The 13,695-nt window shown below is 61.9% G+C and carries 15 protein-coding genes and 1 tRNA gene; 5 read left to right on the forward strand and 11 right to left on the reverse strand.

What is annotated here, in order from left to right; genetic code table 11:
* The first annotated feature begins 109 nt into the window (after positions 1-109).
* Both DN611_RS13750 and DN611_RS13755 read left to right on the forward strand, forming a co-directional pair.
* Positions 110-433, forward strand: coding sequence for a rhodanese-like domain-containing protein (locus DN611_RS13750; protein ID WP_394802903.1), 324 nt, complete (start codon positions 110-112; stop codon positions 431-433).
* Position 434: 1 nt separating this feature from the next.
* Positions 435-2,126 carry an FAD-dependent oxidoreductase gene (locus tag DN611_RS13755; RefSeq protein WP_025544077.1) on the forward strand — a complete coding sequence of 564 codons (1,692 nt, stop codon included), beginning with the start codon at positions 435-437 and terminating at the stop codon, positions 2,124-2,126.
* 59 nt (positions 2,127-2,185) lie between these two features.
* Here the strand turns inward: DN611_RS13755 and DN611_RS16755 are convergent, their stop codons facing one another.
* The 8 genes from DN611_RS16755 to DN611_RS13790 all read right to left on the reverse strand — a co-directional run bounded on the left by DN611_RS16755 (position 2,186) and on the right by DN611_RS13790 (position 8,058).
* Positions 2,186-2,362 carry a hypothetical protein gene (locus DN611_RS16755; protein WP_160117443.1) on the reverse strand — a complete coding sequence of 59 codons (177 nt, stop codon included), beginning with the start codon at positions 2,360-2,362 and terminating at the stop codon, positions 2,186-2,188.
* The gene (locus DN611_RS13760) at positions 2,313-2,576 is read right to left on the reverse strand and encodes a hypothetical protein (RefSeq protein WP_119311631.1); all 264 of its coding nucleotides are present in this window, start codon (positions 2,574-2,576) and stop codon (positions 2,313-2,315) included. The genes DN611_RS16755 and DN611_RS13760 overlap by 50 nt, the downstream gene beginning before the upstream one ends.
* Before the next feature lie 395 nt (positions 2,577-2,971).
* A tRNA-Gly gene (locus DN611_RS13765) sits at positions 2,972-3,047 on the reverse strand.
* A gap of 37 nt (positions 3,048-3,084) precedes the next feature.
* Positions 3,085-3,774, reverse strand: coding sequence for a hypothetical protein (locus DN611_RS13770; protein ID WP_249390896.1), 690 nt, complete (start codon positions 3,772-3,774; stop codon positions 3,085-3,087).
* A gap of 59 nt (positions 3,775-3,833) precedes the next feature.
* On the reverse strand, positions 3,834-4,430 hold the full coding sequence (locus DN611_RS13775) for an LUD domain-containing protein (protein ID WP_021747732.1): 597 nt from the start codon (positions 4,428-4,430) through the stop codon (positions 3,834-3,836).
* Position 4,431: 1 nt separating this feature from the next.
* Positions 4,432-5,286: a YitT family protein gene (locus DN611_RS13780; protein ID WP_021747731.1), complete on the reverse strand. Its 855-nt coding sequence runs from the start codon at positions 5,284-5,286 to the stop codon at positions 4,432-4,434.
* Between the two features lie 24 nt (positions 5,287-5,310).
* Positions 5,311-7,557: a DNA gyrase/topoisomerase IV subunit A gene (locus DN611_RS13785; RefSeq protein ID WP_119311633.1), complete on the reverse strand. Its 2,247-nt coding sequence runs from the start codon at positions 7,555-7,557 to the stop codon at positions 5,311-5,313.
* A gap of 129 nt (positions 7,558-7,686) precedes the next feature.
* On the reverse strand, positions 7,687-8,058 hold the full coding sequence (locus DN611_RS13790) for a transposase (RefSeq protein ID WP_249390836.1): 372 nt from the start codon (positions 8,056-8,058) through the stop codon (positions 7,687-7,689).
* Positions 8,059-8,243: 185 nt separating this feature from the next.
* Here DN611_RS13790 and DN611_RS13795 point away from each other — a divergent pair, with 185 nt between their 5' ends.
* On the forward strand, positions 8,244-8,486 hold the full coding sequence (locus tag DN611_RS13795; protein WP_119311634.1) for a hypothetical protein: 243 nt from the start codon (positions 8,244-8,246) through the stop codon (positions 8,484-8,486).
* 5 nt (positions 8,487-8,491) lie between these two features.
* Here the strand turns inward: DN611_RS13795 and DN611_RS13800 are convergent, their stop codons facing one another.
* Positions 8,492-10,486 carry a DNA gyrase/topoisomerase IV subunit B gene (locus DN611_RS13800; protein WP_119311635.1) on the reverse strand — a complete coding sequence of 665 codons (1,995 nt, stop codon included), beginning with the start codon at positions 10,484-10,486 and terminating at the stop codon, positions 8,492-8,494.
* Positions 10,487-10,955: 469 nt separating this feature from the next.
* Between DN611_RS13800 and DN611_RS13805 the strand changes: the two genes are divergently transcribed.
* On the forward strand, positions 10,956-11,330 hold the full coding sequence (locus DN611_RS13805) for a desulfoferrodoxin family protein (protein ID WP_119311636.1): 375 nt from the start codon (positions 10,956-10,958) through the stop codon (positions 11,328-11,330).
* 137 nt (positions 11,331-11,467) lie between these two features.
* On the opposite strand, the gene spoVAC is transcribed toward DN611_RS13805, so the two are convergent.
* Positions 11,468-11,905, reverse strand: coding sequence for a stage V sporulation protein AC (spoVAC, locus tag DN611_RS13810; protein ID WP_021747567.1), 438 nt, complete (start codon positions 11,903-11,905; stop codon positions 11,468-11,470).
* Positions 11,906-12,031: 126 nt separating this feature from the next.
* Between spoVAC and hemW the strand changes: the two genes are divergently transcribed.
* Positions 12,032-13,243, forward strand: a complete 1,212-nt coding sequence (hemW, locus tag DN611_RS13815; protein WP_119311637.1) for a radical SAM family heme chaperone HemW — start codon at positions 12,032-12,034, stop codon at positions 13,241-13,243.
* A 45-nt stretch (positions 13,244-13,288) separates the two neighbouring features.
* Here hemW and DN611_RS13820 read toward each other — a convergent pair whose 3' ends face one another.
* The gene (locus tag DN611_RS13820; protein WP_021747569.1) at positions 13,289-13,480 is read right to left on the reverse strand and encodes a ferredoxin; all 192 of its coding nucleotides are present in this window, start codon (positions 13,478-13,480) and stop codon (positions 13,289-13,291) included.
* Between the last annotated feature and the right edge of the window lie 215 nt (positions 13,481-13,695).

Genomic DNA, 13,695 nt, shown 5'->3' on the forward strand with positions numbered 1-13,695 from the left:
GAAATCCCGGTCGGCGTGTGGTATACTCTTTTTAAAAGAGCCGCCGGACGGCCCGGCTCCCGGTGCCGGGAGCCCCGCCGCAGCAGCGGCGCGGACAGAAAGGATGCGTATGATGGGATTCTTTGGATTTCTGCAGCGGCCGGACCTGGGACAGGGGCTGGAGCGGTTTGCCGCCACGCCGAACGCCCTGCTGCTGGACGTGCGCACACAGGAGGAATATGCGGACGGTCATATTCCGGAGAGCCGGAATCTGCCGCTGCAGACGTTGGGGCGGACAGAGCTTCTGCCCCCCGCCCGGGAGACGCCCCTCTTCGTCTACTGTCTCAGCGGCGTCAGGAGCCGTCAGGCGGCCGGCCTGCTGCGGCGCATGGGGTATACTGATGTGACGGATCTGGGCGGCATCTGCAACTATCGTGGAAAGGTGGTCAAGTGAGATGAAAGTCATCATTGTAGGCGGCGTGGCCGGAGGCGCCACCGCCGCGGCCCGGCTCCGCCGGCTGGACGAGACCGCGGAAATCGTGGTATTTGAGCGGTCCGGATATGTATCCTACGCCAACTGTGGTCTGCCCTATTACATCGGCGGCGTCATCACCGACAAAGAGGAGCTGACGCTTCAGACGCCGGAGAGCTTCTGGCAGCGTTTCCGGGTGGACATGCGGGTGCGCCACGAAGTCACAGCCATCCACCCGGCAGAGAAGACCGTGGACGTGCGGAATCTCGCTACCGGCGAGACCTTTACCGAATCCTATGACAAACTGGTCCTCTCCCCCGGTGCCCGGCCCACCCAGCCGGCGCTGCCCGGCGTAGGGATCGACCGCCTGTTCACCCTCCGCACGGTAGAGGACACCCTGAAGATCCGGGAATTCATCGAACAGCACCATCCCCGGTCCGCGGTGCTGGCCGGCGGCGGCTTCATCGGCGTGGAGCTGATGGAAAACCTGCGGGAGCTGGGCATCGACGTCACCGTGGTCCAGCGGCCCCGCCAGCTGCTGAATCCCCTGGACGCGGACATGGCCGCCTTCCTCCACGCCAAGCTGCGGCAAAAAGGGGTGCGGCTGCATCTGGGCTGCACTGTGGAGGGCTTTGCCGCCAACGGTGACCGGGTCAATGTGCTGCTGAAGGACGAGGCGCCCCTCACCGCCGACATGGTGGTGCTGGCCATCGGCGTCACGCCGGACACCGGCCTCGCCAAGGCGGCCGGGCTGGAGCTGGGGATCAAGGGCAGCATCCTGGTGAACGACCGGATGGAGACCTCCGCGCCGGACATCTACGCTGTGGGGGATGCGGTGCAGGTGAAGCACTTCGTCACCGGGCAGGACACCCTCCTCTCCCTGGCGGGCCCCGCCAACAAGCAGGGGCGCATCGCGGCGGACAACATCTGCGGCGGAGACAGCCGGTATCCCGGCTCCCAGGGCAGCTCCGTCATCAAGGTATTCGATATGACCATCGCCACCACCGGCGTCAATGAGAAGACGGCAAAACAGGCGGGCATCGACTGCGACAAGGTCTACCTCTCCCCCATGAGTCACGCCGGATACTATCCCGGCGGCAAAGTCATGACCTTGAAGGTGGTGTTCGAGAAGGGCACATACCGCCTGCTGGGTGCGCAGATCGTGGGTTACGAGGGTGTGGACAAGCGGATCGACGTGCTGGCCACGGCCATCCATGCGGGACTCTCCGCCCTCCAGCTGAAGGATCTGGATCTGGCCTACGCGCCGCCCTACTCCTCCGCCAAGGATCCGGTGAACATGGCAGGCTTTATGATCGAGAACCTGTCCCATGGGCTGGTGGAGCAGTTCTTCCCGGAGGATGTGGACGCCCTGCCCCGGGACGGCAGTGTGACGCTGCTGGACGTGCGGACCCCCGGCGAGTACGCCGACGGCCACGCGGAGGGCTTTGTTAACCTCCCGGTGGATGACCTGCGGGAGCGGCTGCGGGAAGTCCCGGTAGGCAAGCCGGTGTACGTTATCTGCCAGAGCGGCCTGCGGAGCTATATCGCGTGCCGTATTCTGGCCCAGCAGGGGTTCAAATGCTATAACCTCTCCGGCGGCTGGCGGCTGTATGAGACGGTGGTGCGGGACCGGACCGCCGCACAGGAGGCCTGGCCCTGCGGGATGGAGAAGTAAACAGGAAAACGCAAGCCACCCGCTGCCTTTGCAGCGGGTGGCTTCATCCGTTATTTGTCTCAGCAGTCGGACGCGTGTTGATCTGCGGCCTTCTGCGGGTCTGCGGGGTGCGCCGCCCTCTCCTGCCGCAGGGCCGCCAGAATGCCCAGGAACACCGTCCCGCACATATAGAGGTACTGAAACCCCTCATCGCCGCCGCTGGAGTTGAACAGGTGAATGGAAGAGGGGATCGTCATTCGGAAACACCAAGACGCCGCAGTACCGCAGCAGTCCATAGGCCATCCCCACAGCCAAAAGGGCCAGTCCGATCAAAAGGCATACTCTGACACCCCGCCGGAAACGCAGAGTCTTCCGCTGCAGGCCCCAGCGGGCTGCGGCAAAGCAGAGGATGCCGTAAGGTACAGACAGCGGCAGAAACATCAGGGCCATCACCAGAAACAGTTTCAGCATACGACCTCCCTCATCGGTTATGCTATCCTCTCCGGAGCGGGAAGTCAACGGCACGCCTTCAGCGGGGTATCGCGTTTGCCGTCTATCATCCCGGCCCAACAGACCGGCGGCGCCACTACGCCGTTCAAGTATTTTGCCGAAGACAAAACCTTGGCGGGACAAGTTCGCCTCCTACACAAAAAAACAGGACACCCAAAGCTGGGTGTCCTGTTTCACTCTGGAGCGGGCAACGAGGCTCGAGCTCGCTTCCCGGCATCCCGCGAATGGCTGACCGCCATTCGCAGGCCCCCTGCCTCACCTCTGATCCAATCGCGCCTTCGGCGCGGGGCGGAGGCAGCGAGTTCGCTTTCTGATGAAAAAACAGGACACCCAAAGCTGGGTGTCCTGTTTCACTCTGGAGCGGGCAACGAGGCTCGAACTCGCTACCTCCACCTTGGCAAGGTGGCGCTCTACCAGATGAGCTATGCCCGCGGAACAAGGGGTATTCTACCAGAGAAACACCCGCTTGTCAAGACTCTTCTGCAAGATTTTCCGAATTTTCTTCCGCAGCAGCCGCGGCGTCTCCGCCCATCACAAACTCGATCAGCCCCACCGGACCCTGTGCCGGATAATAGGAGATCGTCCAGGGCGGCGTCTCTGCCAGACCTCGCGCCTCCCGGAGCTGTGCCACCGTCTCCTCCACCCGGGCCTGGCCGTCCTCTCCCCAATAGCCGACCCGGACCGCCAGCTCCGTGCGGCCCTCGTCCAGCGCCGCCTCCAGCAGGGCGGACAGCGCCTCCGTACTGGTGGCGTTCACCACCGCCTGGATCTGCTCCGCCGTCCGGCGGTAGCTGACCTGGATGCTGATCTCATAGTACCCCCGCTGGGACCGGCTGGAGGCGGTGATATACTCCACGGCATAGGCGCCCATAGGCGTCTCCTGCTGGACCTCCGTAGTGGCCTGCTCCAGTGTGTCCGCCACCGTCAGATCGTCCTCGTAGTTGTAGAGGCGGACCGTGGCGCTCTCCGTGTGCTGGCCGATGAGGATCAGCAGGTCGTTCACGATGTCCTGGTAGTTCTCCGCCCGGAGAGTCCCGGCGGCCTCGCTCTCCCAGAACTTGCTGCTGTGGGGCTCCACGGTGGCATAGTTCCGCTCCAGCAGGGCGCTGCACCCCGTCAGGGACAGGCTGACGCACAGGAGCAGGGTGAGATGGCGCATCTTCACGGCTCGGCGCCTCCTTTCCGGTCAGAATGGCCCAGGGACGGGCAGGGGCGCGCTTACAGCCCCAGGTCCTCGTCCACCAGCAGGACCTCCGTCTCCATGCCCAGCATAGGCCCCCAGAGAGTCACCAAGGCGCGGCAGACCCGCTCAGGACTCCGGCAGTCGTAGCAGCGGTCCGCCTTCACGGCGCAGGGCGTCTTCTTCCCCAGCTGCCGGGCGCGCTGGGGTGCAGCCACGTTCCGGGCCCGGTACACCGCCGCCTCGTAGGTGGGGGCCAGCTTGTTCCGGCCGATGACAAAGTACACCTTCTCATGGCCGAACAGCGTAGCGGACACCCGGTTGCCGGTGCCGTCGATGTTGACGATCTCCCCCGACTCCGCCAGGCCATTGGCAGAGGACAGGTACACCTGGGTCTGCATGGCCGCCTTCCGGGCGGCGTTCGCCTCCTGCTTCCAGTGCCAGATGACGGTGTTGTGGGCCGCCAGCTTGTCGTACACCCCCAGAGCGTCCAGGGTGGCGGAGCCGCCGAAGCCCACGGTCTTGCCGTCGATGGCGCCGTCCAGGTAGGCCGCGGCCTCCGCCGCCGCCGCAAAGGTGCGTACGGTGTAGCCCCGGCGCTCCAGGGCCTGCTGAACCTTCGTGAAATCTGTCATGTCAAATTTCCTCCTTCTGATAATCCCCAAATCCCTCGCCCAGGATCTCATGGGCGTCGCACACGATGAAAAAAGCCTTCGGGTCGATCTCCCGCAGCATCCGCTTGATGGGCACGATCTCCCGCTGCCTGAAGGCCACCAGCAGTACCTGCTTCTCCGCGCCGGTGTATGCGCCTTTTCCCTGAAGCAGCGTCACGCCCCGGTTCATATCCAGCAGTCCCTGGACCGTCTCCTCCCACCGGTCGGTGATGATGTAGGCCACACGAGAGGTATCCCACCCGTACAGGATCATATCCATGACCTTGGACAGCAGATACATCTGAATCAAGCCATAAAGTGCCGCGTTGACGGTGCCGAACACCACTGCAGCCAGGATCACCACCACCATGTCCGGGATCATCACCAGCTTACCGATGGGCAGCCAGGGGAATTTCAGCTTCAGCAGCTTGCCGATGATATCCGTGCCGCCCGTCGTGGCCCCCTGGGAGAATACCAATCCCAGCCCTACCCCCATCCCGGCGCCGCCGTACAGGGTCGCCAGGATCGGGTCCATCGGGGGGAAGGTATGCATCCATGCAATCACGTCAATGGCCAAGGAACTGACTGCCATGGCGTACAGGCTGCTCACCAGCAGGCGGCCTCCCAGCAGCCGCCAGCCCGCCAGAAACAGCGGCACATTGACAAGGATGGACAGCACTCCCACCGGCAGGACCGGCACCAGGGCGTTCACGATCTGGGCCAGACCCGTCACGCCGCCCATGGCGATCTGGTTGGGGGCTACGAACCAGTCAAATGCCAGGGCGTAGATCACTGCCCCCAGCGTGATGATACCGCAGCTCCTCACCTTCTGCGCCATAGATCTACTCCTTTTCTATCTGATTCAGTCCAGCAGATCCATCTGCCGCTCCTCGGAGTCCTCCTCCCGCAGCAGGGCGCCCGCCGCCGGGAGACTGCGCACCCGGTAGCGGCTCTGGTTGGTGATGGGCGTGTCCTCCAGCGCCTTCACCGTCTCCAGCTGGTACTTTGGCTTCAGGGTCATCACCGCCACCCCCTGGGTGGTGCGGGTGGTCTTGGGAGCCAGCAGAGCGGTGTGGAAAATCAGCGCCCGGGGCTCCGTGGAGTACACCGCCAGCTCGCAGTCTGTATCCAGCCTGCGGATACAGGCCAGGGGCGCCTTGTCGGAGTAGGCCCCCGTCAGCTTGCGGCGGTTGGAGGTGGTCTTGTAGGCGGTCAGGTCCACCCGGGCCGCCTTGCCGTTTGCAAAGAAGAACAGCAGGGCCCCGGCGTAGTCCGGTCCCGGCAGGACGGCGTAGATCACATTCTCGCCGCTGTCCATGGAGAGTTTCGCGGGCAGATAGTCCCCCAAGGCGCTGGCCTTGGTGTCTTCAAACTCGCTGAGGCGGGTCTTGTACACCTGGCACCGGTCCGTGAAGAACATGATCTCCGCGCCGTTGGTGGTCTCAAAGGTCTGGGACAATCCGTCCCCGTCCTTGTACTTCTGGTCCGCCGCCATTCGCAAAGAGGCGGGGGTGATCTTCTTGAAGTACCCCTCCCTGGAGAGGAACACATGGACGGAGTAGTCCTCCACCTGAGCCTCCTCCACATAGGTCTCGATCTCGTGGCTGTACACGATGGAGGTTCGGCGGGGCTCGCCGTATTTCCTGGCCGCCTCCGTCAGCTCGTCCACCAGGATCTGCTTCAGCCGCCGGGGGGAGTTCAGGGTGTCCTCCAGGTCGGCGATCTCGTCCTGGAGGGCGTCGGTCTCGTTGACACGCTTGAGGATATACTCCTTGTTGATGTTGCGGAGCTTGATCTCCGCCACGTACTCCGCCTGGATCTGGTCGATGCCGAAGCCGATCATCAGGTTGGGGATGACCTCGGCCTCCTCCTCTGTCTCCCGGATGATTTGGATGGCCTTATCGATGTCCAGCAGGATCCGCTTGAGGCCCTTTAAGAGGTGCAGCTTGTCCTGTTTCTTCTTCATCACGAAGTAGACCCGCCGCCGGACGGACCCGGTCCGCCAGGCAGTCCACTCCTCCAGGATCTGCCGCACCCCCAGCACCTTGGGAGTACCGGCGATCAGCACGTTGAAGTTGCAGGCAAAGGCGTCCTCCAGGGGTGTCAGCTTGTAGAGCTTGGTCATCAGCTTGTCCGGGTCCACGCCCCGCTTCAGGTCGATGGCCAGTTTCAGGCCGGAGAGGTCCGTCTCGTCCCGCATGTCGGCGATCTCTTTCGCCCGGCCCGCCTTGATGAGCTCCGCCACCTTGTCCAGGATGGCCTCCACGGTGGTGGAGTAGGGGATCTCGTAGATCTCGATGAGATTCTCCTCTTTGACGTAGCGGTACTTGGCCCGGACCCGGACGCTGCCCCGGCCGGTCTCATAGATCTCCCGGATGGTGTTCCGGTCGAAGATCAGCTCTCCGCCGGTGGGGAAATCCGGCGCCAGCAGGGTCTCCATCAGGTCGCAGTCCGGGTTCTTCAGATAGGCGATGGTGGTGTCGCAGACCTCCTTCAGATTGAACCCACAGAACTGGGAGGCCATGCCCACGGCGATGCCGCTGTTGGCGGACACCAGAATGTTGGGGAAGGTGGTGGGCAGCAGGGCCGGCTCCTTCATGGTGTTGTCGTAGTTGTCCACAAAGTCCACGGTGTCGCTGTCGATATCCCGGAACAGCTCGGCGCAGATGGGCGTCAGCTTGGCCTCTGTGTACCGGGGGGCGGCCCAGGCCATGTCCCGGGAGTAGACCTTGCCGAAGTTGCCTTTGGAATCCACAAAAGGCGTCAGCAGGGCGCCGTAGCCCCGGGAGAGGCGCACCATGGTGTCGTAGATGGCGGCGTCGCCGTGGGGGTTGAGGCGCATGGTCTGGCCCACGATGTTGGCGGACTTGGTCCGGGCTCCCGTCAGCAGACCCATCTTGTACATGGTGTACAGCAGCTTGCGGTGGGAGGGCTTGAACCCGTCGATCTCCGGAATGGCCCGGGAGACAATGACGCTCATGGCGTAGGGCATGTAGTTGGTCTCCAGCGTGTCGGTGATGGGCTGTTCCACCACCGCCGCGTGAAGGCCGATGACGTTGGACGCGTCTACCTTATGCTTGTTGTCGTCGGTTTTTTTCTTTTTGGGCAAGTGTAATCAGTCCTTATCTTGTATCCATTTCAAGGGGTTGTTGCGGATGTACTGGCGAACATTGGCTAGGTCCTCGTCATTGCGGATCACATGGTCATAAAAGCCCTTCTGCCAAAGAGAAATGCCCGCTTACTTGCTGGTGATCCGCTTCATCTGCTGGATGACGTTCGACAGCGGCGTAGGGGCGGCAATCTGCCGCTCGTCCGGCCCGATGTGCCGGAGTGCCAAAATCAAATGCACATGGTCCGGCATGATGATATATTGATCTACCGATATGCCGGGGTAGTGATCCGGGATCGCTCGGATGGTTTCATCCACGATCCGCCCCAGAGGTGTCAGGGAGATTCGAGGCGGGCGATTGATAATCGCCCCTACGGCGGGTTCGATGGAACACAGGACCTCCTGATTCCGCTCCCTGGTGCAGATGGTGATGAAATAAGATCCCGGCTGGCTGTAATCATAGGACTCCAGCCGCAGGCGCTTCCGCTGGGGGCGTTCCATGGCATCCTCTCCGCTATCCGTTGATTGGGAGTGTATTTTCCGTTGTCGAAACAGAGGGTGCTTTCTGTCCCAACGGCTACGCATTTATTAACCCAAACAGCCAAAATACTTGAAATAATTCACGTATTGCGCATTTTCCGAAACTCTAGTATGCTGTATTCATAAAATTCAAAGGAGGCTGCTCCATGAATGAGACCTATAAATGGCTGTATGACTACTACGCCCTGCCGTTGATGAAAGTCGGCAAACAGGCGGATGCGCTCAAAGAGCGGATCGTCTCCCACGGCAGCCCTGCGGACGCGCTGTTCCTGTGGGACCGGCTGGAAGACCTGTGCCTGCTGTGGGGCACGGAGTCCTTTGCCATCGGGCTCCAACTGGGCCTGCGGCTCATGGCGGGCCAGCGGGCGGACGGGCTGCTGATCTCATAAAACTCTCACGAAATATCCGCCATCTCCAGGTACTTGTACCCGTTCTCCGCAATATGGTCCTTCCGGCCCTGGAGGTTGTCCCCCAGCAGCAGGTCGAACACCGCCGCCGTCTGCTCCACGTCCTCCGGCATCACCCGGATCAGCCGCCGGGTCTCCGGGTTCATGGTGGTCAGCCACATCATGTCCGGGTCGTTCTCGCCCAGGCCCTTGGACCGGTCGATCTTGTACTTCTTCCCCTCCAGGGATTTCACGATGTCGTTCTTCTCCTTGTCGGAGTAGGCGAACCACGTCTTGTCGCCGCTGTTGATCTCAAACAGGGGCGTCTCCGCGATATACACGTACCCCTCCCGGATCAGGGTGGGGGTCAGCCGGTACAGCATGGTGAGGATCAGCGTCCGGATCTGGAAGCCGTCCACGTCGCCGTCGGTGCAGATGACCACCTTGCTCCACCGCAGGTTGCCCAAGTCAAAGGGCGCCACGTTCTTCACGTGCTTGTTCTGGACCTCCACGCCGCAGCCCAGGACCTTGATGAGGTCCGTGATGATCTCGCTCTTGAAAATCCGGGCATAGTCCGCCTTCAGGCAGTTCAGGATCTTGCCCCGCACCGGCATGATGCCCTGATACTCGGAGTCCCGGGCCAGCTTCACGCTGCCCAGGGCGCTGTCGCCCTCCACGATGTAGATCTCCCGCTTGTCCACGTCCTTGGTGCGGCAGTCCACGAACTTCTGGACCCGGTTGGCGATGTCCACCGAGCCGGAGAGCTTCTTCTTCACGTTCAGGCGGGTCTCCTCCGCCTTCTCCCGGCTGCGCTTGTTCAGCAGCACCTGCTCGCCGATCTTCTCTGCGTCAAAGGGGTTTTCAATGAAGTAGATCTCCAGGTTGCTGCGGAGGAACTCCGTCATGGCCTCCTGGACGAATTTGTTGGTGATGGCCTTCTTGGTCTGGTTCTCGTAGCTGGTCTGGGTGGAGAAGTTGTTGCTGACCAGCACCAGGCAGTCCTCGATATCCGCCCAGGTGATCTTGCCCTCGCTCTTCTGGTACTTCCCCTGGTCCCGCAGGTACTTGTCGATGGCGGAGACAAAGGCGGACTTGGCCGCCTTCTCCGGAGAGCCGCCGTGCTCCAGCCAGGAGGAGTTGTGGTAGTGCTCGATGACGTTCACCTTATTGGAAAAGCAGCAGGCCACGCTGAGCTTCACCTTGTACTCCGGCTTGTCCGCCCGGTCCCGGCCCTTCTTCTCCGTCTGCCAGAACACCGGCGCCGTCAGGCTCCCCTCTCCCGCAAGCTCCGTCACATAGTCCATGATGCCGTTTTCGTAGAGGAACTCCGCCTCTTCGAACCGACCCGGCTCTGTCTCGTTCCGGAACCGGAAGGTGACCCCGGCGTTCACCACCGCCTGGCGCTTCATCACGTCGGTGAAGTACTCCGCCGGGATGGCGATGTCCGTGAACACGTCCAAGTCGGGAAGCCAGCGGGTGCGGGTGCCGGTTTTTCTGGCCTGGCTCTTGAGCAGGGGCGCCTTCCCCAGCTCCCCCACGATCTCGCCCCGCTGAAAGTGCAGGGTGTATTCAAAGCCGTCCCGCCAGACGGTGACGTCCATGTACCGGGAGGCGTACTGGGTGGCGCAGGCACCCAATCCGTTGAGCCCTAAGGAATATTCGTAGTTGTCGCCGGAGACGTTGTCGTACTTGCCGCCGGCGTACAGCTCGCAGTACACCAGCTCCCAGTTGTACCGCTGCTCCTTCTCATTCCAGTCCACCGGGCAGCCCCGGCCCGCGTCCTCCACCTGGATGGACCGGTCTGCAAACCGGGTGACAGTGATGGTCCGGCCGTGGCCCTCCCGGGCCTCATCGATGGAGTTGGAGAGAATCTCGAACACCGCGTGCTCGCAGCCCTCCAGTCCGTCAGAGCCGAAAATGACGCCGGGCCGCTTCCGGACCCGGTCTGCGCCCTTTAATGCCGAAATGCTGTCGTTGCCATAGTCCTGCTTCTTGGTTGCCATTAAGTTCCTCCAAAGGCAGTGTCTGCCGTAAAATTCATAAATTTATTGTAGCACACCCGGCGCTGTCCTTCAAGTGCTCCCCCAAAAGACGCCGTGATCCCGCCCGCTTCCCGACGCTTCACACAAATTTTACAAAAATGTTATTGCGTAAAATTTCTCATAACCTGGCCGTCACCCAGCTCAATGCCCTTTTCATCGGGGTTTTGCACATTCTCCACAGAGTTTTCCACACCGTTATGTCAACTTTTGAAATACGAAAAAAATACCGCGCCGCGCACACCCCGGCCGGACGCTCCGTTTTTCGGATCAGATGCTTTTACAGAGCGCCTTTTCAGCCAGCCGGATACCCGGAATTTTTTTGTAGTTGCAAATGCAATATATGCGCACATTTGGATATGCTAATATATTGCCAGAAGAAATCCCTCTCCCCTTGAAAGTATTTCAAAAAACGGAAAAAGGAGAATTCTATATGAAGTTCTATATCTGCAAACATTGCGGCAATGTCATCACCAAGCTCACCTCCGCCCAGGTGCCCGTGAAGTGCTGCGGCGAGGAGATGCATGTGCTGGAGGCCGGTGTCACCGACGCCGCCCAGGAGAAGCACGTGCCTGCCGTCACGGTGGAGGGCAGTCTGGTGAAGGTGGACGTGGGCTCTGTCACCCATCCCATGACCGCCGAGCACTTTATCCAGTGGGTGGTGGTGGAGACTGAGCGGGACGCCCTGATCCACTGGTTCCACCCGGAGGAGACGCCGGAGGTCGTGTTCGCCCTGGCGGAGGGCCAGACTGCCAAGGCCGTTTATGCCTACTGCAACCTCCACGGTCTTTGGAAGAAGGACCTGTAAGCTGCGAGACACCAGACCGCCCCGGCGCTGCACAGCGCCGGGGCGGTCTTCTGACTTTTGAGATCGGATATATTTAGGATATAGGAAGCCTCTGTGGGTGCAGCATCCCCAAAGCGGGACGGCATGGCATTCCCGCTTCAGCCGAGCAGCACCAGGACCACGCCGTAAATCACCGAGGCCAGGGTGCCGAACACGATCACCGGCCCGGCGATCAGGAACATCTTGGCCGCCATGCCGGTGACGAATCCCTCGCTGCGGAAGTCGATGGCCGGTGAGACCACCGCGTTGGCAAAGCCGGTGATGGGCACCAGCGTCCCGGCGCCGCCAAAGCGGGCCAGCTTGTTGTACAGGTTCAGCCCCGTCAGCAGGGCGGAGAGAAACACCAGCGTGCAGGAGGTGGCGGTGCCCGCCGTCTTTTCCTCCAGGCCGGCGGCAGTCCAGCCGTTCAGGATCAGCTGGCCCACCACGCAGATGGCCCCGCCCACTACAAAGGCCAGGACCGTATCCTTCAGCAGCGGCGACTTGGGGGCCTTCTGCTTCACATACTGCTGGTATTCCTGCGGCGTCATATTCATTGAAAATCCCCTCCAGGCCATTTTCCCATAGGGTCTCCTGCTTGTTCGGAAACTATACGCACTTGCAAACCTGCGCGGAAGGGAGTACACTGTTGCCCGAAGATTTGTGTGTTTGGAGGAATCCCCATGAGACCCATGCCCGCCCCGCTGGGCCTGTATATCCACATTCCCTTCTGCAAGAGCAAGTGCGTCTACTGCGACTTCTACTCCCTGCCCCGGTCCGAGAGCCGGATGGACGACTACACGGATGCCCTGTGCGCCCATCTGGCGGAGACCGCCCCCTTCGCGGCGGGCCATCTGGTCGACACCGTGTACTTCGGCGGCGGCACCCCCAGCTATCTGGGGACCAAGCGGCTGGTGAAGATCCTGAAGACCATTCTGAAAAAATACAAGGTGGACAAGCAGGCGGAGATCACCCTGGAGGCCAATCCCGACTCCGCCGGGGACTGGAAAGAGCTGCGCACCCTGCGCCGGTGCGGGTTCAACCGCCTCTCCCTGGGAATGCAGTCCGCCGATGACGAAGAGCTCTCGGAGATCGGCCGGGTGCACACCATGGCTCAGACGGAAGCCGCCGTGGAGGCCGCCCGGAAGGCCAAGTTCCAGAATCTCTCCCTGGATTTGATTTACGGCCTGCCCCATCAGACGCTGGAGGGGTGGCAGAAAAACCTTTCCGCTGCCTTGGACCTGACGCCGGAGCATCTCTCCTGCTATGGGTTGAAGGTAGAGGAGGGTACGCCCCTTTTTGCCCGGCGGGGGACCGCGGGTCTGCCGGGGGACGACGCCCAGGCGGACATGTATCTCTACACGGTGGAGTTCCTGAAGGCCCAGGGCTATGAGCAGTATGAGATCTCCAACTTCGCAAAGCCGGGCTGCGCCTCCCGGCACAATCTGAAATACTGGACCCTGGGGGAGTACGCCGGCTTCGGCCCCGGCGCCCACTCGGACTTCGGCGGCGTGCGGTACGCCTACACAAAGGATCTGGAGGGCTATATCCGGGGCGTGCGGGACCACGCCCCCATGCTGTCGGAGAGCGACCGCATCCCACCCCTGGACCGGGACACCGAATGGGTAATGCTGGGCCTGCGGACCACGGCGGGTTTGGACCCCAAGGCATTTGAGCGCCGCTTCCGCCGCCGGTTCACCTGCTTTCTGCCCTTCCTGGACCAGTGCGCCAGGGCCGGCTATGCGGTGGAGGAGGACGGCCGCTGGCACCTGACGCCCCGGGGCTTTCTGGTGTCCAACCAGATCATCGGTGGGATGCTGGATGCCCTGGCCGCGGACAAACAGCGGCGGGCCGATGCCGCCGCCCGGGGAGATTTCCGGGTGAACCTGGATTGAATGAAAAAAGCCGCCCGCTGGAATGCTCCGGCGGGCGGTTCTTTCTCATGCCTTCCGGGCCCGGATGGCATTGACCGGGCAGCCGTTGGCCGCGTCGAAGGCCCCCGCCTCCTCCGCCGGGGTCCGGGGCTGGGCCTGCACCACGGACACCCGCCCCTGGATCTGAAACACGGCCGGCACCGCCGCCGCGCACATCCCGCAGCCGATACACCGGGAGGCGTCCACATTGACTGTCATGCGCTTCCTCCTTTTCCGCGGGCTGCGCCCGCTGTTCCCTTTTATTGTAATACACCGCGCCGGTTTCTCCAAGTCTTTTCTGCGGCGGGCGGAACTTTTTTCCCGCAGACGCCGTCTTGTATTTGGGAGACTCTGTGCAATCTGGTGGATTTTGTTGCCCCATTCCCATTTACTTTTCCGCCTGTTTATGCTATTCTGAAGAGGATTATGTAGAC

This window comes from Oscillibacter sp. PEA192 (assembly GCF_003574015.1).
GTDB lineage: Bacteria > Bacillota > Clostridia > Oscillospirales > Oscillospiraceae > Oscillibacter > Oscillibacter welbionis.

What these genes read in the sequence shown, in the direction of transcription:
- DN611_RS13800 (WP_119311635.1), bottom strand. Translation starts at nt 10,486, where the DNA reads ATGGCAACCAAGAAGCAGGACTATGGCAACGACAGCATTTCGGCATTA.
- DN611_RS13805 (WP_119311636.1), top strand. Translation starts at nt 10,956, where the DNA reads ATGAAGTTCTATATCTGCAAACATTGCGGCAATGTCATCACCAAGCTC.
- DN611_RS16755 (WP_160117443.1), bottom strand. Translation starts at nt 2,362, where the DNA reads ATGACGATCCCCTCTTCCATTCACCTGTTCAACTCCAGCGGCGGCGAT.
- spoVAC (WP_021747567.1), bottom strand. Translation starts at nt 11,905, where the DNA reads ATGAATATGACGCCGCAGGAATACCAGCAGTATGTGAAGCAGAAGGCC.
- DN611_RS13790 (WP_249390836.1), bottom strand. Translation starts at nt 8,058, where the DNA reads ATGGAACGCCCCCAGCGGAAGCGCCTGCGGCTGGAGTCCTATGATTAC.
- DN611_RS13750 (WP_394802903.1), top strand. Translation starts at nt 110, where the DNA reads ATGATGGGATTCTTTGGATTTCTGCAGCGGCCGGACCTGGGACAGGGG.
- DN611_RS13755 (WP_025544077.1), top strand. Translation starts at nt 435, where the DNA reads ATGAAAGTCATCATTGTAGGCGGCGTGGCCGGAGGCGCCACCGCCGCG.
- DN611_RS13780 (WP_021747731.1), bottom strand. Translation starts at nt 5,286, where the DNA reads ATGGCGCAGAAGGTGAGGAGCTGCGGTATCATCACGCTGGGGGCAGTG.
- DN611_RS13795 (WP_119311634.1), top strand. Translation starts at nt 8,244, where the DNA reads ATGAATGAGACCTATAAATGGCTGTATGACTACTACGCCCTGCCGTTG.
- DN611_RS13770 (WP_249390896.1), bottom strand. Translation starts at nt 3,774, where the DNA reads ATGCGCCATCTCACCCTGCTCCTGTGCGTCAGCCTGTCCCTGACGGGG.
- DN611_RS13775 (WP_021747732.1), bottom strand. Translation starts at nt 4,430, where the DNA reads ATGACAGATTTCACGAAGGTTCAGCAGGCCCTGGAGCGCCGGGGCTAC.
- DN611_RS13820 (WP_021747569.1), bottom strand. Translation starts at nt 13,480, where the DNA reads ATGACAGTCAATGTGGACGCCTCCCGGTGTATCGGCTGCGGGATGTGC.
- DN611_RS13760 (WP_119311631.1), bottom strand. Translation starts at nt 2,576, where the DNA reads ATGCTGAAACTGTTTCTGGTGATGGCCCTGATGTTTCTGCCGCTGTCT.
- hemW (WP_119311637.1), top strand. Translation starts at nt 12,032, where the DNA reads ATGAGACCCATGCCCGCCCCGCTGGGCCTGTATATCCACATTCCCTTC.